The sequence below is a fragment of the Pseudomonas sp. CCNWLW23 genome (assembly GCF_037095675.1).
Taxonomy (GTDB): domain Bacteria; phylum Pseudomonadota; class Gammaproteobacteria; order Pseudomonadales; family Pseudomonadaceae; genus Aquipseudomonas; species Aquipseudomonas atacamensis.
Genome location: NZ_JBAWKM010000012.1, coordinates 42483 through 59994, shown reverse-complemented (window position 1 = coordinate 59994; position 17512 = coordinate 42483). Strand labels below are relative to the sequence as shown.

Annotated in this window: 17 protein-coding genes, 1 tRNA gene and 2 pseudogenes; 8 read left to right on the top strand and 12 right to left on the bottom strand. The window is 59.7% G+C overall.

What is annotated here, in order from left to right; translation table 11 throughout:
- Positions 1 to 13: 13 nt before the first annotated feature.
- From V8J63_RS16305 to V8J63_RS16280, 6 genes and pseudogenes are all read left to right on the top strand, one after another.
- Entirely contained in the window at positions 14 to 706 is a 693-nt protein-coding gene (locus V8J63_RS16305) for a pseudouridine synthase (protein WP_123442935.1), read from the top strand.
- A gap of 316 nt (positions 707 to 1022) precedes the next feature.
- The gene (locus tag V8J63_RS16300; RefSeq protein ID WP_016771295.1) at positions 1023 to 1907 is read left to right on the top strand and encodes an alpha/beta fold hydrolase; all 885 of its coding nucleotides are present in this window, start codon (positions 1023 to 1025) and stop codon (positions 1905 to 1907) included.
- A gap of 158 nt (positions 1908 to 2065) precedes the next feature.
- A tRNA-Gly gene (locus V8J63_RS16295) sits at positions 2066 to 2139 on the top strand.
- Between the two features lie 436 nt (positions 2140 to 2575).
- Positions 2576 to 2755 carry a type II toxin-antitoxin system HicA family toxin gene (locus V8J63_RS16290; protein WP_016771297.1) on the top strand — a complete coding sequence of 60 codons (180 nt, stop codon included), beginning with the start codon at positions 2576 to 2578 and terminating at the stop codon, positions 2753 to 2755.
- A 35-nt stretch (positions 2756 to 2790) separates the two neighbouring features.
- On the top strand, positions 2791 to 3198 hold the full coding sequence (locus V8J63_RS16285; RefSeq protein ID WP_024011974.1) for a type II toxin-antitoxin system HicB family antitoxin: 408 nt from the start codon (positions 2791 to 2793) through the stop codon (positions 3196 to 3198).
- A 59-nt stretch (positions 3199 to 3257) separates the two neighbouring features.
- Positions 3258 to 3485 (top strand): annotated as a pseudogene (locus tag V8J63_RS16280) (transcriptional regulator); the annotation flags it as partial.
- 514 nt (positions 3486 to 3999) lie between these two features.
- Here V8J63_RS16280 and tam read toward each other — a convergent pair.
- Positions 4000 to 4770, bottom strand: coding sequence for a trans-aconitate 2-methyltransferase (tam, locus tag V8J63_RS16275; RefSeq protein WP_125917740.1), 771 nt, complete (start codon positions 4768 to 4770; stop codon positions 4000 to 4002).
- Positions 4771 to 4929: 159 nt separating this feature from the next.
- Here tam and V8J63_RS16270 point away from each other — a divergent pair, with 159 nt between their 5' ends.
- Positions 4930 to 5340, top strand: coding sequence for a low affinity iron permease family protein (locus V8J63_RS16270; RefSeq protein ID WP_016771301.1), 411 nt, complete (start codon positions 4930 to 4932; stop codon positions 5338 to 5340).
- A gap of 161 nt (positions 5341 to 5501) precedes the next feature.
- Here V8J63_RS16270 and V8J63_RS16265 read toward each other — a convergent pair whose 3' ends face one another.
- The 10 genes and pseudogenes from V8J63_RS16265 to V8J63_RS16220 form a co-directional block, all read right to left on the bottom strand.
- Positions 5502 to 6005, bottom strand: a complete 504-nt coding sequence (locus V8J63_RS16265) for a DUF4142 domain-containing protein (RefSeq protein WP_122691681.1) — start codon at positions 6003 to 6005, stop codon at positions 5502 to 5504.
- 153 nt (positions 6006 to 6158) lie between these two features.
- The gene (locus V8J63_RS16260) at positions 6159 to 7508 is read right to left on the bottom strand and encodes a sensor domain-containing protein (RefSeq protein ID WP_125925282.1); all 1350 of its coding nucleotides are present in this window, start codon (positions 7506 to 7508) and stop codon (positions 6159 to 6161) included.
- A gap of 75 nt (positions 7509 to 7583) precedes the next feature.
- The gene (locus tag V8J63_RS16255; RefSeq protein ID WP_125925281.1) at positions 7584 to 8222 is read right to left on the bottom strand and encodes a LysE family translocator; all 639 of its coding nucleotides are present in this window, start codon (positions 8220 to 8222) and stop codon (positions 7584 to 7586) included.
- 61 nt (positions 8223 to 8283) lie between these two features.
- Positions 8284 to 8415: pseudogene (locus tag V8J63_RS16250) on the bottom strand (glutathione transferase); the annotation flags it as partial.
- Complete coding sequence (locus V8J63_RS16245) at positions 8414 to 9148, bottom strand: hypothetical protein (RefSeq protein ID WP_125925280.1); 735 nt, start codon at positions 9146 to 9148, stop codon at positions 8414 to 8416. The gene V8J63_RS16245 and the pseudogene V8J63_RS16250, both read right to left, overlap by 2 nt.
- A gap of 181 nt (positions 9149 to 9329) precedes the next feature.
- Positions 9330 to 10661, bottom strand: coding sequence for an MFS transporter (locus V8J63_RS16240; RefSeq protein WP_016771305.1), 1332 nt, complete (start codon positions 10659 to 10661; stop codon positions 9330 to 9332).
- A gap of 179 nt (positions 10662 to 10840) precedes the next feature.
- A complete protein-coding gene (locus V8J63_RS16235) occupies positions 10841 to 11767 on the bottom strand; it encodes a hydroxymethylglutaryl-CoA lyase (RefSeq protein ID WP_130888780.1) in 927 nt (308 codons plus the stop codon).
- Positions 11764 to 12957 (bottom strand): CaiB/BaiF CoA transferase family protein, encoded by a 1194-nt coding sequence (locus tag V8J63_RS16230; protein WP_130888781.1) that lies wholly within the window; start codon positions 12955 to 12957, stop codon positions 11764 to 11766. The genes V8J63_RS16235 and V8J63_RS16230 overlap by 4 nt, the downstream gene beginning before the upstream one ends.
- Before the next feature lie 246 nt (positions 12958 to 13203).
- Positions 13204 to 14115 carry a LysR family transcriptional regulator gene (locus tag V8J63_RS16225; protein WP_130888782.1) on the bottom strand — a complete coding sequence of 304 codons (912 nt, stop codon included), beginning with the start codon at positions 14113 to 14115 and terminating at the stop codon, positions 13204 to 13206.
- 62 nt (positions 14116 to 14177) lie between these two features.
- Entirely contained in the window at positions 14178 to 15482 is a 1305-nt protein-coding gene (locus V8J63_RS16220) for a delta-60 repeat domain-containing protein (RefSeq protein ID WP_336464325.1), read from the bottom strand.
- Between the two features lie 218 nt (positions 15483 to 15700).
- Here V8J63_RS16220 and V8J63_RS16215 point away from each other — a divergent pair, with 218 nt between their 5' ends.
- Positions 15701 to 16378, top strand: a complete 678-nt coding sequence (locus V8J63_RS16215) for a hypothetical protein (RefSeq protein ID WP_177421639.1) — start codon at positions 15701 to 15703, stop codon at positions 16376 to 16378.
- Here the strand turns inward: V8J63_RS16215 and yiaY are convergent.
- A complete protein-coding gene (gene yiaY / locus V8J63_RS16210; protein WP_264364650.1) occupies positions 16339 to 17487 on the bottom strand; it encodes an L-threonine dehydrogenase in 1149 nt (382 codons plus the stop codon). The genes V8J63_RS16215 and yiaY overlap by 40 nt on opposite strands.
- Positions 17488 to 17512 lie beyond the last annotated feature (25 nt).

Below are 17512 nucleotides of genomic sequence, written 5' to 3'. Positions count from 1 at the left end.
TTGAATCCTGACCATGCGCGTCGACCGCTTCCTCAGCAATCTGCCCCGCTACAACCGTCAGCAGGTTCGCCTGTTGCTGGTGGAAAAGCGCGTGCGGATTGACGGAAAAGTCGTCAGCGACCCGCACAGTGAGGTGCTGGAATTCAGTCGGGTCGAAGTCGACGATGAGGTGCTGCAGAGCGGCAAACCGGCGCGCTATTTCATGCTGCACAAACCCCCGGGCTGCGTCAGTGCCACCCGCGATCCGCAGCATGCGACCGTGCTCGACCTGCTCGATGAACCGCACAAGGACGATCTGCACATCGCCGGACGTCTGGATTTCAATACCACCGGGCTGATGCTGATCACCAATGACGGCGCCTGGTCGCGGCGCCTGACGCAGCCGCAAACCAAACTGGCGAAGGTCTATTACGTCGAAACCGAACAGCACATCGACCCGAGCTACGCGCTTAAATTTGCCGAGGGCATCTACTTCGCTTTCGAAGATCTGACCACGCAACCGGCGCAGCTTGAGCTGCTCGGCCCACGCTCGGCGCGACTGAGCATCGTTGAAGGCCGCTACCATCAGGTCAAGCGCATGTTTGGTTTCTTCAACAACAAAGTCCTGCGCCTGCACCGCGAATCCATCGGCGAACTGACCCTCGATCACGCGCTAAAACCGGGCGAGTACCGCGCTTTGCGCACCGAAGAGATTCATTTGTTCTAAGCCGGCGACCGCTCAGCCGAAGTTGTCGAACAATTCGCCGACGGCACTTGCGTGATCCTGAGTCCCCTGCTTGAATCAGGACGTCGGCCGAAATGTGACCGATGAGTCACCACATACTTCCAAGAAACTTTTTGTCGGTCGTCTGCCCTCAAGGGCTGCGCCTCAGCCGGCAATCTGCCCGCCAATAACAACACCCGTCGACCTGCCGTACCGGATCGACATGGGCCAGCAAATTTCAGGCGTATGCCTACCTGTCACAAAGCTCGTGCAATCTCGATTGCGCGCATACCCGCTTGCTTGCCAGGAGTCTTATGACATGAGGCCAGAAATCGCTGTGCTGGATATACAGGGTCAGTATCGGGTTTACACGGAGTTCTATCGCGCAGACGCCGCAGAAAAGACCATCATTCTGGTCAACGGCTCGATGGCCACGACTGCGTCGTTTGCACAGACCGTGAAAAACCTGCACCCGCAATTCAACGTGGTCTGCTATGACCAGCCCTACGCGGGCCGCTCAAAAGCCCACAACCGGCATGAGAAACATCTGACGAAGGAAGTCGAAGGGCAGATTTTGCTGGAGCTGATCGATCACTTCGCCGCCGAACACGTGCTGTCGTTCTCCTGGGGCGGCGCCGCCACTCTGGTCGCCCTCGCCCAGCAGCCCCGGCGCATCGAAAAAGCCGTGATCAGCTCGTTCTCACCGGTGATCAATGCGCACATGCTCGATTATCTCGAGCGTGGTGTCGATTACCTCGGCAGCCGCGACGGCGACCGGGTCGGCCATCTGGTCAACAACACCATCGGCAAACACCTGCCGTCGCTGTTCAAGCGCTTCAACTATCGCCATGTCAGCAGCCTCGCCGAGCATGAGTACGGACAGATGCACTTTCACATCAACGACGTGCTGCACAGCGATCGCCAGTGCTATCTGAATGCGGCGAAAAAGATCAGCGTGCCGGTGCTGTTCCTGAATGGCGAATGGGACGAATACACCGCTGCTGAAGACGCACGCCTGTTTGGCAATCACGTAGCGCACAGCAGCTTCACCACCCTGCAAGCCACCGGGCACTTCCTCGACATGGAGCACAAAGCCGCCTGCCGCGACAGCCAGAACGCTCTGCTGGGCTTTCTGAAACCTGCGCCGCAAGCCAGCCGAACGCGCTACTCGTTTGTGCAGGATCACCATGCCCTGGCCATTTGAAACAGCGTCATCGCGGGCAAGGCTGCAAGCTTGAAGTGCCTGTTGCACCGGCGCAGCCCTTGCTCGCGATCGACCGATTTCTGCGCGGCAAAGCCCTCGCAGAGAAAAAGAAAACTTCAAATCCGTGGCCGAGTCTGGTACAAAGTCAGCCGCTCTGAGCGGGTATAGTTTAGTGGTAGAACGAAAGCTTCCCAAGCTTTAGATGAGGGTTCGATTCCCTCTACCCGCTCCACCGAATATTGATCTCGCGTTGTGTTGTCCGACGAGGGATGCAGGAATAGAAAAAGCCGGCCTTGATGGCCGGTTTTTTTGTGTCTGGAAGTTGGTGAAAGACAATTTCCAAGGAAAAGCCTTCAGCTCCAAAAAGAACCCCAGCGACTCTGAAAATCATCCAGAGAAGGATCGCTACCAACGTCGCCCTCCTTCGTTGAAACGACGGGTAAGCTCGCTCTATCAGTCGCAATGACTGGCTGAGCGATCTGCTTTCATTTTGCGGCGTAAATGTCACCGCAAAACACTGCAACACAACCATCGTTCCTCCAAACACGCGCGGCCTAGACTGGGTTGACCACCTCGCCGGACGCCACAATGGCTGAACGGTAGCAAGTCTATTGATCTGTAGAATTCAGTAGGTATAGTAACCACCAAGCACACCACAGGGAGGTGTTGTGAACAGCCGTTTTTTAATCGGACAACTCGTCGCGGACGGTTGGTTTCTGGTACGTATTCGGGGCAGTCATCATCACTTCAAACATCCAACCAAACCAGGATTGGTAACAGTGCCGCATCCAAAAAAGGATCTGCTCAAAAAAACGGCCATCAGTATTTTGCAACAGGCCATGCTCTGAATCCGTTCTCAGCGTTGCCTTGGAGGATCACGAACATGCTTTACCCGATTGCGATTTCAATAGGCGACGAGGAACACGCTTGGGGAGTTGAAGTGCCGGACATTCCTGGCTGCTTTTCTGCCGGCGACGACCTTGATGACGCTGTCGCCATGGCGCGCGAGGCGATCGAAGGTCATTTCGAAATTCTGGCAGACGACGGTGCGCCGATTCCATCGGCCAGCAAATTGAGCCTGCATGTCGCCAATCCGCAGTACGCCGGATGTGCGTGGGCGGTAGTGGATATCGACGTGGTCAAATACCTGGGCAAAGCACAGAAGCTCAACATCACTCTGCCGGGGCACTTGCTCAATCGCATTGATGAGTACGTGTTACATCATCCTGAGGAGAAAAGCCGATCGGGGTTTCTGGCTTCGGCGGCGTTGAAGGTCTTGCAGCAGGGTTAAAAAATTCTTACTGCCCAACCGGCTCTCAGTCGCCGGTTTTTTCATGTCTGACGTTTGGGGAAATTCTCGCTCTGCTGATTGAAAAGTATGAGGAGCAGCATTTTCCGATGCCGCCCTCTGATCCCATTGAAGCCATCAAATTCCGTATGGATCAGCAAGGCTTGACGCCGCGGGATCTCGAGTCCTTTATTGGCACCAGTGGCCATGTTTCGGAAGTATTGAACCGCAAGCGCAAGCTGAGTCTGGCAATGATCAAACGTCTGCACGATGGCTTGCGTATTCCTTAGCAGACCGGTAGGAAGTCCAAAACCCGGCGCACCCGAGGGTGCCATGCGCACAGCCACCATCAAGTGCAGGCGAAGCCTGACTGGAAGGTACATGTGCAACCGTTGGTCAATCCTGGCCGGGCTGCTAAACCCGATCACTGGAAATCAGTGACGCGAACCAAGTTACCGACCGCCCGCCAGCCGCACAAGCAGGCGGATTCTGGCGTACCGGTAGGCAGCGGCGCAAGGATTTGTAGGCATCGGGACGTAACGCGATTCGACTTTAAACAGCCATGGCGCACCACGTGTAAAAGCCTGGAAAACAGAAGGAAATTTCCGACGAGTTCAGGGTGAACGAGTTGAAAGGATGCCAGAGGACGATGATGGTGGCGGTGCAGCGGTGATCGGATTTGCATGCGCCAAGAGGCCCCTCACCCTAGCCCTCTCCCGAGGGAGAGGGAACCGACCGGATTGCTTTCAAGGGATGCGCCGACCTGAGATAACGTGGCGAACTCCAGAAAGTTAGAGGCGTGATTCAGCGAGTCGCAACAATAAACAAACGTGGAAACGGCAACAGCACCGAGCCGTCAGCCAAGGCCGGATAAGCCTTGGCAACCTCCGCCAGATACCGCTGCAGATACTGCGCCCGTTCCTCCTCGGTCAATGGGCTCAGGAATGGAATCAACCCGCTGCCCTTGAACCACTCCACCACCCCCGCCGCACCATCACGAAGTTGGTGATGATAGGTGGTGCGCCACACATCGACCCGCGCGCAGTGCGGGCGCAGCATTGAAAAATACCCACTGGCACTGGCCATGTCGGTACGCTGCCCCGCAGCGTCTGCCAGCTTGCTCGCCCACGGCCCATTGGCGGCGACTTCACGCATCAAGCGGTGGGACGGTTCGTTGAGGTTGTCCGGCATCTGGATCGCCAGGCTGCCACCATCTGAAAGCTTGCTCGCCAAGGCTGGCAGCAACGAAGCGTGATCAGGCACCCATTGCAACACTGCATTGGCGAAGACCACATCGAACGGGCCTTCATCGGTCCACTTGTCGATCTCGGCCACCTCGAACTGCACATCGGGCAAGCGCTTGCGCGCGGCGGCGATCATGTCCGCCGAACTGTCCAGGCCACTGACCCGGGCCTCGGGAAAACGCTGCACCAGCAACTCGGTGGAATTGCCCGGCCCGCAACCGATATCCACCACCGCCCGGGCGTGCGCCGTGGGTATCGCCGCCAACAGATCACGGGCCGGGCGGGTGCGTTCATCTTCGAAAGCGACGTATTGCTGGGCAGACCAACTCATTGCGTTCTCCTGTTGGGGTTTTCTGTCGACTGTCGACACGATACCGCGATCTACGCCGTACGCCTTCCCTACCAAAGTCCTGCACCGAAACTTGTAAACAGAATTTTCAGCGCAACGCCGATGTCTGAATTTCAAGCTCCCAAAACAAGGACTCCCATCATGAAATTCGCAAAAATTGCCCAAAAACTTGCCCTGTGGGCCGGTAGCCCGAAGACGTTCATGGGGGCGTTGATCCTGATCGGGTTGTGGGGGTTGAGCGGGCCGATTTTTGGTTACAACGACACTTGGCAACTGATCATCAATACTTCGACGACGATCATCACGTTCCTGATGGTGTTCCTGATTCAGAACACGCAGAACCGCGACACCGACATTCTGCACTTGAAACTCGATGAGCTGCTGCGGGTGAACAAGGAAGCGCAGAACGCGATGCTCGGGCTGGAGGCGCTGGATCTGAAGCAGCTCGAAGCGCTGCGCCGGCATTATCGCGCGCTGGGTGAGAATCAGGTGTTTGATCTTGAGGGGCTGGGCGACAAGAGCAAGCCAAAGCAGGATTTGAATGAGTGCTGAGCAAGTAAACACACCCTGTGGGAGCGAGCCTGCTCGCGAAGAGGGAGGGTCAGTCAAAACATCATTGACTGACACACCGCTTTCGCGAGCAGGCTCGCTCCCACAGGGCAAGCATCGCTTTTCAACTCAAGATTTCGTTCGCGCTGAACAATACGGCGAAGTTAGCGACTGGCCTGCAACGCGCGGGCCTTCTCCAGATGGCTTTGCAGTTTCGGCAAAGTCTCATCGGCGAACGCTTTAATTTCCGGCACGTCGGTGGTCTGTGCCTGTTGCTCGATCTGGGTGATGGCCTCTTCGGTCGCCTTGACCTGACTGGCAGCGTAAGCCTGATCGAAGGTCGCGCCATCCTTTACTTCTGGCATCAACTCTTTGGCCTTGTCGGCGAGTTCTTCGCGAGGTGCGACCGGCAGGTCGAGCTTCTTGGCGATTTTCGCCAAATGCTGGTTGGCCGTGGTGCGGTCGTTGATGACGACAATGGTGTAATCCTTGACCTCTTTGGATTCGGTCTTGCCGTGGGCCAGACGGCTGGCTTCGATGTCGGCCATGCCTTTGGCGGAGGCATCGTTGATGAATTCGGCAGGCGACTGGGCGAACGCAGTGCTGGCGCACAGGCCCAGCAGAGTCGCAAAACTGGCATTACGTAAACGGGTGGCCATCCGGCTCATGGTCGCGCCCTCCTTCGTTGAAAATTCAAGCGGGCCGTGATTCGCCCGCTGCTCAAATAGTCGCGGCGGACAATTGTCCGCCTCAGTTAAGAAGGCTTTGGCGTTCAAAGGTTTAGAAAATCTGCCGAGGCCGCGACGAACGGTGCGCTCGCTTCAGATGCCCAAGGCCCGATGATTCAGGCGTTTGGCCGCATACATGGCTTGATCGGCATGCCGAAACAGTTGCTGTTCTTCTTCACCGTGTTCAGGGAAACGCGCCACGCCGATGCTCGGTTCGATACGCAGGTCATGGCCGTCGAGGCGCATGGGCTGCGCCAGCACCAAGCGGATTTTTCCGGCGACGCTGTCGGCATCTTCGGCGGCATGCACGCTATGCAACAGCACGACAAATTCATCGCCACCGATACGCGCCACGGTGTCGGTTTCACGCACGCAGCCTTTCAGCCGATTGGCCACGGTTTGCAGGAGCATGTCACCGACGGCATGGCCATGGGTGTCGTTGACCTGTTTGAAGCGATCCAGATCGACATACAGCAGCGCCATGTGTCCGTGCACGGTTCGCGCATGGGCCAGCGCAGCCCTGAGCCGGTCACGCAGCAGTTCGCGGTTGGGCAGTTGCGTCAGTTGATCGTATTGCGCCATGCGCTTGAGCCGCGCATGCAGTTGCTGTCGTTCGATGGCCGTGGCGACTTGTGCGCAGACGTATTGCAGCAGTTCCTTGTCCTGCTCGGTGTAGCGTTCGCCGCCAGCGAGGCTTTTGACGATCAAGGCGCCGATGGTGCCGTTTTTTGAGCTCAGCGGTACGCCGAGCCAGCAAGGCGCGTTCTGCTCCGCCACCAGCGCAGCGAAGTCGGGCGTGGCATCGGCGCTGTCCGGGGTCAGCAACATTGGCTGGCCGCTGCGGATCACTTGCGCGCAAAGCCGTCCGATGACCGTGCCGGGCTGCTCGGGCTGCAATTCGTGATCGTCGACGTGATAGGGAAAACTCAGCTGCGCGCAGTGTTCGTCATACAGCGCCACGGAAAAATTCAGCGCCGGCAGCCATTCGCCAATGAGCAAATGGACCCTTTTGAACAGCGCCAGCAAATCTTCCGCCGCATGCGCCGCCTCGGAAATTGCGTACAACGCCGCTTGCCGCGACTCGGCCTGCTTGCGCTCGGTGATATCGCGGGCGACGGCGATGCGCAGTTGGTCGACCTCCGACCAGCGCGCCGACCAGGAAATATGCGCGACGCTGCCGTCCTTGCGCAGGTAGCGGTTCTCGAAATTGTGCTTCGGGTCGCCGCCCATGATTTCGCCTGCGGCCGCGAGGGTGCGCTGGCGATCGGCCGGGTGCACCAGCTCGATCATCGAGCGGCCGATCAGCTCGTCAGGCGTGTAGCCGAAAATCCGCTCGCAGGCAGCGCTGACAAAAACGAAACGGCCCTGTTTGTCGACCGCGCAAACGGCGTCCAGCAACAGGTCCATGTAGCTCGCCAGCGGCGCAGGGTTAGGGCTTTGCATGGTTCTACGGGATGTCCGCACAGTGCAGCGATTTCAATCGTCCATGATCGTGATTGCGCGTCCCTGCCCATTTCATCAAGTCTTGTTCGGCAGCAGCCCCGGCAGCGCGTGCATCAACGCATTGATGGCGAAGCCGATAAACATCACGCCGCATAAACGGGTGATGAGCAGCTCATGCCGCTGATACACCATGCGCACTCGCTGTGCGCCGACCACGCCGATGAGGATAGCGTAAGCCAGCGCACCGCCGATAAAGCTCAGGGCGATCAGCGCCGGCAGCATCGACCAGTTAAGCAGTTCGGCGCGGCTCGACAGCAGCGCCGTAAAGGTCGCCACCGCCACCGGATAGGCCTTGGGATTGGTCAGGCCGAAGACGATGCCGTGCCAGAACGGCTGCCGCGCCGCGCCTTGCGCCTCGTCGCCGCTACGGCGTTGGGCACGCACCGCACGCCAGCCGAGCCAGAACAGGTACACCGCGCTGAGCACGCCGAGCACATCGAACGCGGTGCTGCCGATTTCCCGCGCACCGACAATCGCCACTAGCGCGGTGCTGCACCAGATCACATCGCCGAGCAGATGCCCACACAGAAACCCCGCCCCGGCCCGCCGGCCATGGGCCGCGCCAATCCCGAACACCGCCAGCACGCCCGGCCCGGGCGTGATCCCGTAGATGAAACCCGAAGCCAGAACGGCCAACAGCAATGATGGAGTCATGAGAAACCTGCAAGCGCCAGAACACGTGGCGCAGAGTCTATATCAACAAGATTGAAGCGGATCAGGGTTCGTCGCGGAAACGCATGCCGGGGTACGGTTTCTGCCGACACGCAGCGAGCCGCGACTGCAAATCGCCGACGTGGACCTTCAGCTTGTGCCCGTCGGGATCGAGGAAGTAGAACGACGCGCCTTCAATAGCCTCTCAGATTTTCGGGAACGAAATATTGCTGTCCGTCATAGCGCAACGTGTTCAGCACCGGCTTTTCGTGAGTGGTCTTCGACTCGCAGGTGCCGGGTGGCCCCTCACCGACCAGGCCCGTGGTGACTGAGCGGACAATGATATCTGCGTAACCATGGGAACTGGTTTTGCCCATCTCAAGCGTACGCACCGTCTCCGAGCGCTCTCCGGCGCAATTGCCATCCCATTCGCCACTGAAGCTGTAGACGATCAAGCGATCCAGCACCGGGCGCAGTTTGTCGCCTTCTTTCACATAAAGCGAAAGCAAGATTTCATCCAGCGGATTAACGCGTGACGAGCCTTTGAAATGAGCGCGAACGCCGAAGGCACGGAGGTCGGGCGTGAGTTTATAACGCGCCGTATCCAGCTCCAGACTCTCCAGCGCGATGGCATCGGAGAGAAACGCCGACTGCTGATGATAGGTCGCCAGCGGCTTGGGGCTGCCAGCGGTAGTGACGGCCAGAGCCAGATCGTATGAACCCACCCTGCCGTCCTGGCCATAGACCGGATCGGGCACGAACGTCGATAGCGCGGTAATCGTCAGCGACGGATAAGCCGGCCAGTCCTTGCACAAAGAAAAGTCCGCTTCGCCACTGACCGCAGGCGGCGTGCAATCGGCCCACGCCTGCCCAGCCACCAACCACCCGCAGAGCGCCGCAGCGCTGATCCATATGGACTTCATTGTCACTTCCCGCTCCTTGAAGATATTTCCAGGCGCGCACTATCCCTTTCTGCATCGGAGGATTCAACAGATCTGGCCAGCGAATCTTCTCATGTGTCTGAAGTCGGAATTCGCGAGCAGGCTCGCTCCCGCAGGAAAGCCGCATTCCAAAGTGGGAGCGAGCCTGCTATCGCCGACGCAGCAAATCTCAATACTTGTCCAGCGTGCGCAACTTCTGCGGCAAGCCCCACAGCAGCAGCGCTGCGGCGATCAGCGCGGCGACGCCGATGACGTACAGCGCCGGGGTGGTGCTGCCGGTGAGGTCCTTGATGCGTCCGACCATGACCGGGCTGACAATCCCACCGAACTGCCCCAGGGTATTGATCACCGCGATCCCGCCTGCCGCGCCGGCACCGGCGCCCGCCAGCAGTTTCGGTGGCAGGGTCCAGAAGCTCGGAATCGAAGCGATGATGCCGGCGCCAAGCAGGCCGAGCGCGACGATCAGGAAGGTCGTGTGGCTGGCAAAGATTCCCGCGCTGAAAAAGCCGATCGCGCCGACGATCACCAGCCCGGCGACAAACTTGCGCCGTTCACCGGTGGCGTCTGACAAGCGCCCGATCACGACCATGCTGATCGCCCCGCAGATATACGGAATGGCGGTCAGCAGGCCGATCATCACCGGGCTTTCGGTGCCGGCGCTGCGGATCAATTGCGGTGCCCAGAAATTCAACCCGTAGGACGCGACCTGAATCAGGAAGTAGATCAAACCCAACGTCAGGAATCCGGGGATTTTCAGCGCCGCGAGCAATGAGCCGCCGCTCTTGTGTGGCTCGTGATGGGCGATGCGACTGGAGAGCAATTTCTTCTCGTCAGCCGTCAGCCAGTGCGCATCCTCGATGCGGTCCTTGAGCTGGGTCAGCACCAAGAAACCGAGGGCGATGCACGGCACGCCTCCGAGCAGGAACAACCAGTGCCAGCCGCGCATCTGCAACACGCCATCGAGGTGTTGCAACACAAGGCCCGAGAACGGCGCGCCGACCAGCCCGGCAAACGCCGAGGCAAGGAACAGCATCGAGGTGATGCGGCCACGGAAGTGCTGCGGAAACCACAGGGTCAGGTAATACAGCACGCCCGGAGCAAACCCGGCTTCCATCGCGCCGATCACGAAGCGCAGCGCATAGAACTGCCATTCGCTGTTGACGAAGACCATCGCCGCCGTCGCCACGCCCCAGGACATCATGATCCGAGCAATCCAGCGCCGTGCGCCGACCTTGTACAGCATCATGTTGCTCGGCACTTCGAACAGCACGTAACCGACCACGAACAGCCCGGCGCCCAAGCCATACGCGGTGTCGCTCAGGCTCAGGTCCGTCTGCAGCTGGAATTTGGCGAAGCTGATGTTGATGCGATCGAAGAAGGCGAACAGGTAGCAGACCATGATCAGCGGCATCAGGCGCCAGGCGACTTTGCTGACCAGGGCTTTTTCGGCGTCGTGATCGACGGACGGATTCACGCCCGCCTCCATTACGTTGAGGCTCATAGATTTTCTCCAGGCGGACTGCCGATGGGCGTCCGATTGTTTTTGTTGTCTGGTTACTGCTGAATGCTTTTGAACTGTGGGAGCGAGCCTGCTCGCGAATGCGCCAGATCAGTCGATACCGATGTTGAATGACACACCGCGTTCGCGAGCAGGCTCGCTCCCACAAGGGTTTTGTATCTTCAGATGGGCATCGGATGCAGATCGCAATTGCGCCCGGCCTTGACAAGTTGGCCGGGGACATCGTGGCCCAACAGCGCCGGCAAGCCGCGCGAAAGTTTCAGCAGCAGCGGCAAATCGATGCCCGTGGGAATGCCGACTTCATCGCACAGATTGACCAGATCTTCGCTGCAGATATTGCCCGACGCGCCCGGTGCGAACGGGCAGCCACCGAGGCCACCCAGCGCCGCATCGAAGCGCCGCGCGCCGGCCTCGTAAGCGGCCAGCACATTGCACAGGCCAAGGCCGCGGGTGTTGTGGAAATGCAAAGTCAGGTCAGCCGGCGAAACCCGTTGCAAAACGCGCCGCACCAAGCGATCGACCTGACGCGGATTGGCCATGCCGGTGGTGTCGGCGAGGCTGATGCCCTGAATGCCGAGTTCCTGATAGGCGTCAACGATCTGCAGCACACGATCCTCATCGATCCGGCCTTCGAACGGACAACCGAACGTGGTGGCGATGCTGCCGTTGAGGCGCACACCTGAGCCGCTGACAAACGCAACAATGTCAGCGAATGCCGCCAGCGACTCTTCGCAACGCATGCGCATGTTGGCGAGGTTGTGGGTCTGGCTGGCGGACATCACCAGGTTCAACTCATCGGCATTCGCCGCCAGTGCCCGTTGTGCGCCTCTCAGATTAGGGATCAACGCGACATAAATTACCCCTGGCTGGCGCTGAATGCCGTTGAACACTTGCTCGCCGTCACGCAGGGCCGGAATGGCTTTGGGCGAGACGAACGAGCCGGCCTCGATGCGGCTGAATCCGGCCTGTGACAACTGATTGATCAGAGCGATCTTGTCAGCGGTTTCCACCCACGTCGGCTCGATCTGCAAACCGTCGCGGGGTGAGACTTCCTGGATGATCAGGGTTTGCGAATAGTCAGTGATCATTGCACCACCCCTTGGTTTTTCAGGCGTTCGATGTCGAGTTCAGTCAGGCCAAGATTGGCGAGAATAGCGTCGGTGTGCTGGCCCAGTTTCGGCCCGGACCAGTTCACTCCGCCGGGGGTCTCCGAGAGTTTGGGGACAATGCCGGGCATCTTCACCGTTGCGCCACCGGGCAACTCGGCATCGAGCAGCATGTCCCGCGCCTGATAGTGCGGATCGGCGACGATGTCAGCCACCGAGTAGATGCGCCCGGCCGGCACTTCGGCAGCTTCGAGAGCAGCCAGTACCTCGTCGATCGGCAGGCTGCTGGTCCAGTGTGTGATGGCCGCATCGAGCAAACCGCTCTGCGCCGCGCGGCCGTCGTTGTGGGCGAACTCTTCTGCCTCGGCCAGATCAGCACGGCCGATGGTGTGCATCAGACGCTTGTAGATCGGGTCGCTATTGCCGGCAATCACCACGTAGGCGCCGTCGGCCGTGAGGTAGGTATTGGAGGGCGCGATACCCGGCAGGGCACCGCCGCTGCGTTCGCGGACATGGCCAAGCATGTCGTATTCCGGGACCAGACTTTCCATGACGTTGAACACGCTTTCGGCCAGCGACACATCGACGATCTGTCCACCGCCCTGCCCGGTCTTGACCCGCAACAGCGACATCAGCGCACCAATAACCGCGTGCAACGAGGCCAGCGAATCGCCGAGGCTGACGCCGACTCGCGCCGGTGGCGAATCGGGATTGCCGGTGGTGTAGCGGATGCCGCCCATGGCCTCGCCAATCGCACCGAAACCGGGCCGGTCACGGTAAGGGCCGGTCTGGCCGTAGCCGGAGATACGCACCAGGGTCAGGTTCGGATTCAGCGCATGTAGCACGTCCCAACCCAGACCGAGTTTTTCCAGCGCACCGGGGCGCAGGTTTTCAATGATCACGTCGGCGTCGCCGGCCAGTTGCTTGACCAGTTCGATGCCTTCAGCGGATTTCAGATTGAGCGCCAGGGATTTCTTGTTGCGCGATTGCAGGTACCACCACAGCGATGTGCCTTCGTGCAGCTTGCGCCATTTGCGCAGCGGGTCGCCCTGACCCATGGCTTCGATCTTGATCACCTCGGCGCCGAACTCGGCAAGCATGCGCGCGGCAAACGGCGCGGCGATCAGGGTGCCGATCTCGATCACTTTGATTGCACTCAAAGGGGCAGTCATCGCGGGTACCTCTTGTTCTTGGAATATGTCGCCAAGGCTAGAGGAACGATGATCGGAGAATCCAGCCGTCTCTCGGCAATGGGCGTTCGCGAAATGCGAATGCTTCAGCGATGTGGTGAATTCGAAGCCGCTTTCGCGGGCAGGCCCGCTCCCACAGGGTTCAAAGTCAGCCGCACAATTTGCATACACGCTGGAAACTGTGGGAGCGGGCTTGCCCGCGAAGAGGCCGGCCCATTCAATAGAGATTCAGGCGCCCTGCCCGCGCAAATGCTCAAACAACATCCGGCTCACCGGCGACAATCCCGCCTCATCGCGCACCACCACAATCAGCGCGCGATCGGACCAGTTGTCGGTCAGCGGCACCGCACGCAAGCCCAGTGCCTGACCAAACAACTCATAGGCTCGCTGCGGCAGAATGCCGATGCCCATGTTCGCCTGGACCATCCGGCACACCGCATCGAATCCCGGCACATGAATGCGGATGCGCAGGACTTTGCCGGCCTGCCGCGCCGCCGCATGGGTACGCATGTTGATCGAACTGGCTGCGTGCAAGCCGACGTAATCGCTGTCGAGAGTTTCATCAAAAGTCACGGATGCGCGCGTAGCCAACGGATGCTCCGGGAGCATCACCACCACCAGTTTGTCCTGGCGGTACAACACGCTGTGCAGGCCTTTGGTGTCGCTGTCGTCGGAGCAGATGCCGAGGTCGGCGACGCCATCGAGCACGCCCTGAATCACCCCGGCGCTGGGGCGTTCTTCAAGGTCGGTCTTGACCTGCGGATGCCGCGCGGAGAAGTCGCGCAAGTCTTCGGGCAGGAACTGAATGATCGCCGAAAGATTGGCCAGCATGCGCACGTAACCCCGCACACCATGGCTGTGCTCACCCAGCTCCAGGCCCATCTTTTCCACATTGAAGAGCATCTGCCGGGCGTGGTGCAGCAGGGTTTCACCGGCCGGCGTGAGGATCATGCCTTTGGCCTGACGCACGAACAAAGCGATGCCCAGCGCCTCCTCCAACTCCATCAGGCGCTTGCTCGCCGCCGACACCGCGATGGCCTCGCGCGCAGCCGCACGGGTCAACGTGCCTTCCTCGTGGACGGCGACGAACAGTTGCAGAGTGATCAGGTCGAGACGGCGGATCAGGCTTTTTTGCAGCATGGTGGGCTCGAAGGCAGGGTTCATCCGAGCCGGCAGGATAGCCCGGTTTTACCGCTGACTGCTCAGTTGCTCATGCTGGCGCGCTGTTTTGTGACAGGCGCGGTCAGCAAGCGAACCAGCTGCGCGCTGTCGTCCCTGCGACCTAAGACCAGGATCGAAGAGCCTTGCAGGCAGGCATCGATGGCTGGCCATGAAATGTCCTTCGCGCCCTCGTCATCAAACGAATCATCCACTGCGCCATCGACCAGAAAGCCTGCCGTCAACAAGCCTCGTGCGCTGCCCGAGGTCTGTCCGACCGCCACAATACGTTTGCCAGCGATGTCATCCAGCGCAAACCCTGCTTGCCAACCTCTCAGGTCGAGTTCATGCGCCGTCGGGCTGAGGACAGGGTTGTTGAACGCGTTATCCATTTGGCCAGCGTAGGTAATACCACTGATGAATCCATGTTGCAGTTTCGTGTCTTGCGTTGACTCGACCGCCGCACCGAGCAAAAGCAGGCGCTGCGTCGTTTGCACAGCGATGTTGGTCACGTGGCTTTCGAGCGTCTTGCCATCCCGTTTAATGTTCAACAGCAACATGCCCTGATCGCCGAACGCTTGTGCAACTTTCCCGTTGTGGTCGAACGCCATGACCAATCCCTGATTGGTTACTTCCGTTTTGCCATGCAGCAGGATCCTCCCACCGTCGAGCTGGATGATCCCGGACAGCGAAATGGCCACGCCTGGCAGCGACAGGGGCAGCCAACCGTTGCTGGCGAACGATAAATCGTCCGAGCCATCGAGATTGAATCGCGTCAACAGGCCACTGCCCTTTTGCGCTGTCACAAACAGCAGCCTGTCCGGCTGCGCAAGCTGCGGATCGGATTTCGCCAGCAGCAGTTGCCCATGGGTCGCCCCAAAAAGTGCCGGAATCCGCATGGGCACAATCCGGTAGCCATTCCTGTCGCCGCCGAACTCGATATCCGGCGAACCGTCGGGCAGAAACCGCGCGATAACTTGCTGGTATTCAAGAGCCTGGTCTTTGACGACGCCAATCACACCGCACATCCAGATCCGCCCGAGCGCATCAACGATCAATGGCCCGCCTTGGGTGAGCGAGCCTGTGCCGAACCGGCCGCTGAGATATCCGCCGGTGCCGAAATCCGGGTCCGGATTGCCATCGGCATCCAGGCGCGCAAGGCCGTAGTACGAATGGCCCGATTGCTCGACGGTAGCGCTGACCATGATTTGCCCCGAAGGCGTGATCGCTACGCCTTTGGCAATGGTCTTGGCAGCTCCGGGAAATTTCAGCGCTCGCAGACCAAACAGAGCGTCCAGTTCCCCGGCTGACTGCGCGGTTGGGGGCAATGGCGCGGTGGATTCCGGCATGTTCGTATTCTCCTGTGGGATCGACATCGATCCCCTCGCTGAGAGCATTCGACCCGAAGAAGCCACGCCGGACAACTGACACAAATGACAGTTTTTTAGAAGAAAACGAAATTGATCACCGTGCAAAAAAGACTGGAGGGCTGGTAGTTCTTACAGGTTCGAATTCAGGCACGTCATGCCAACCTCAGCGTTCAAATCAGCCATGGACGAGAAGAACGATGAGCACTCGCGACGAGCATATGCCACAACCGGCCCCGGCCCCGACCATCACCTACCCCGAGGAGGCCAGCACGACGGGACCTGCGACATTGTTGCTCGGCAGCGGCATGCCCGATGCGCTTGTACAGGTCTGGAACATTGAAAACACCCAGTCGCTCGGTGCAGGGCTGGTCAGCGCAAAGGGACGATGGGCGTTCAGCATCAGCGGCGCCCAGGCTCCAGGCCAGCAGAAGATTCACGCCCACCAGACGTATGCAGGCATCACGTCTGAATGGAGTGACGAGCGCGGATATGAGGTGCGACTGCGGCCCGAAATCGACGTCCCGGGCGTCTTCGTACCGCTTGAGGGAGCGGAGGTAAATGCGCCTCTGTTGTTGTCGGGAGATGTCACACGGGCCGAGGGTTTCGTCAGTGTTTTCGATCTGGACACTGGCCTGGAGATTGCCAGGGCAGCGGTCGAAAGCGACCGGAAATGGCAAACACCGGCTGCACACTCATTGGCAGTCGGGCAGTACCGTATATCCGCCGTTCACAACATCGCCGGCCAGGTTTCAGACTGGGGCCGTGTGCGGACATTTACCGTGGTCGCAGAAGCAAGCGAAGGACTGTTCGACTTCGCTCGCCTTCGCGCCTTCATTCAAAACGCGTTGCGGAAAATTTCCTCGATCTGGCGCTGATCTGCCGCCCGTGGATTGGTCAGTCCGCACGCATCCTTCAAAGCATTGGCGGCGAGCACCGGGATATCGCTGAGTTTCGCGCCCAGCTCACGCAGTCCTCCGGGAATCTCGACGTCTTTGGCAAGGTTGCGAATGGCATTGATCGCCGCCTGCGCGCCCTCCTCTGCGCTGAAACCACGAATATCCGCGCCCATGGCGTGGGCGACGTCCCTGAGTCGGTCAGCGCAGACCAGCGCATTGAAGCTCTGCACATGCGGCAACAGCACGGCATTGCAGACGCCGTGGGGCAAGTCGTAGTAGCCGCCCAGCTGATGCGCCATGGCGTGGACAAATCCGAGCGAGGCGTTGTTGAACGCCATGCCGGCGAGGAACTGCGCGTAAGCCATGTTCTCCCGCGCCGCCAGGTCGCTGCCGTCGCGCACAGCCAGACGCAGGTTGCTGCTGATCAGGCTCATCGCTTTAAGCGCGCAAGCATCGGTGATCGGGTTGGCGGCAGTAGAGACGTAGGCTTCGATGGCGTGGGTCAGTGCATCCATGCCGGTGGCGGCGGTGAGGCCTTTGGGCATCGCGACCATCAGTTCCGGATCGTTGACTGACAGCAGGGGCGTGACGTTGCGGTCGACGATGGCCATTTTCACGTGGCGCGATTCGTCGGTGATGATGCAGAAACGGGTCATTTCGCTGGCAGTGCCGGCGGTGGTGTTGATAGCGACCAGAGGCAATTGCGGCTTGCTCGAGCGGTCGACGCCTTCGTAATCGCCAATCTGCCCGCCATTGGTTGCGCACAGGGCGATGCCCTTGGCGCAATCATGTGGCGAGCCGCCACCCAGCGACACGACGAAATCGCAACGGCTTTCCTTCAACAGCCCCAGACCCGATTCGACATTGGCCGTGGTCGGGTTCGGTCTGGCGCCATCGAAGATCACCGAATCGATGTCCTGCATCGCCAGTTTCTCGGCGATCATTGCGGCCACGCCCGCCTTGGCCAGCCCGGCGTCGGTGACAATCAGCGCCTTGCGAAAACCATAATTGCGAATCGCGACCATGGCTTCGTCGAGGCAGCCGCTGCCCATGATGTTGACCGCCGGAATGAAGAAGGTGCTGCTCATCGTGTGTCTCCTGACTGAAGCCGGA

Excerpts from the sequence above, each read along its gene's own strand:
- V8J63_RS16305 (WP_123442935.1), top strand. The coding sequence starts at position 14 with ATGCGCGTCGACCGCTTCCTCAGCAATCTGCCCCGCTACAACCGTCAG.
- V8J63_RS16300 (WP_016771295.1), top strand. The coding sequence starts at position 1,023 with ATGAGGCCAGAAATCGCTGTGCTGGATATACAGGGTCAGTATCGGGTT.
- V8J63_RS16285 (WP_024011974.1), top strand. The coding sequence starts at position 2,791 with ATGCTTTACCCGATTGCGATTTCAATAGGCGACGAGGAACACGCTTGG.
- tam (WP_125917740.1), bottom strand. The coding sequence starts at position 4,770 with ATGAGTTGGTCTGCCCAGCAATACGTCGCTTTCGAAGATGAACGCACC.
- V8J63_RS16270 (WP_016771301.1), top strand. The coding sequence starts at position 4,930 with ATGAAATTCGCAAAAATTGCCCAAAAACTTGCCCTGTGGGCCGGTAGC.
- V8J63_RS16265 (WP_122691681.1), bottom strand. The coding sequence starts at position 6,005 with ATGAGCCGGATGGCCACCCGTTTACGTAATGCCAGTTTTGCGACTCTG.
- V8J63_RS16260 (WP_125925282.1), bottom strand. The coding sequence starts at position 7,508 with ATGCAAAGCCCTAACCCTGCGCCGCTGGCGAGCTACATGGACCTGTTG.
- V8J63_RS16255 (WP_125925281.1), bottom strand. The coding sequence starts at position 8,222 with ATGACTCCATCATTGCTGTTGGCCGTTCTGGCTTCGGGTTTCATCTAC.
- V8J63_RS16240 (WP_016771305.1), bottom strand. The coding sequence starts at position 10,661 with ATGAGCCTCAACGTAATGGAGGCGGGCGTGAATCCGTCCGTCGATCAC.
- V8J63_RS16235 (WP_130888780.1), bottom strand. The coding sequence starts at position 11,767 with ATGATCACTGACTATTCGCAAACCCTGATCATCCAGGAAGTCTCACCC.
- V8J63_RS16230 (WP_130888781.1), bottom strand. The coding sequence starts at position 12,957 with ATGACTGCCCCTTTGAGTGCAATCAAAGTGATCGAGATCGGCACCCTG.
- V8J63_RS16225 (WP_130888782.1), bottom strand. The coding sequence starts at position 14,115 with ATGCTGCAAAAAAGCCTGATCCGCCGTCTCGACCTGATCACTCTGCAA.
- V8J63_RS16220 (WP_336464325.1), bottom strand. The coding sequence starts at position 15,482 with ATGCCGGAATCCACCGCGCCATTGCCCCCAACCGCGCAGTCAGCCGGG.
- V8J63_RS16215 (WP_177421639.1), top strand. The coding sequence starts at position 15,701 with ATGAGCACTCGCGACGAGCATATGCCACAACCGGCCCCGGCCCCGACC.
- yiaY (WP_264364650.1), bottom strand. The coding sequence starts at position 17,487 with ATGAGCAGCACCTTCTTCATTCCGGCGGTCAACATCATGGGCAGCGGC.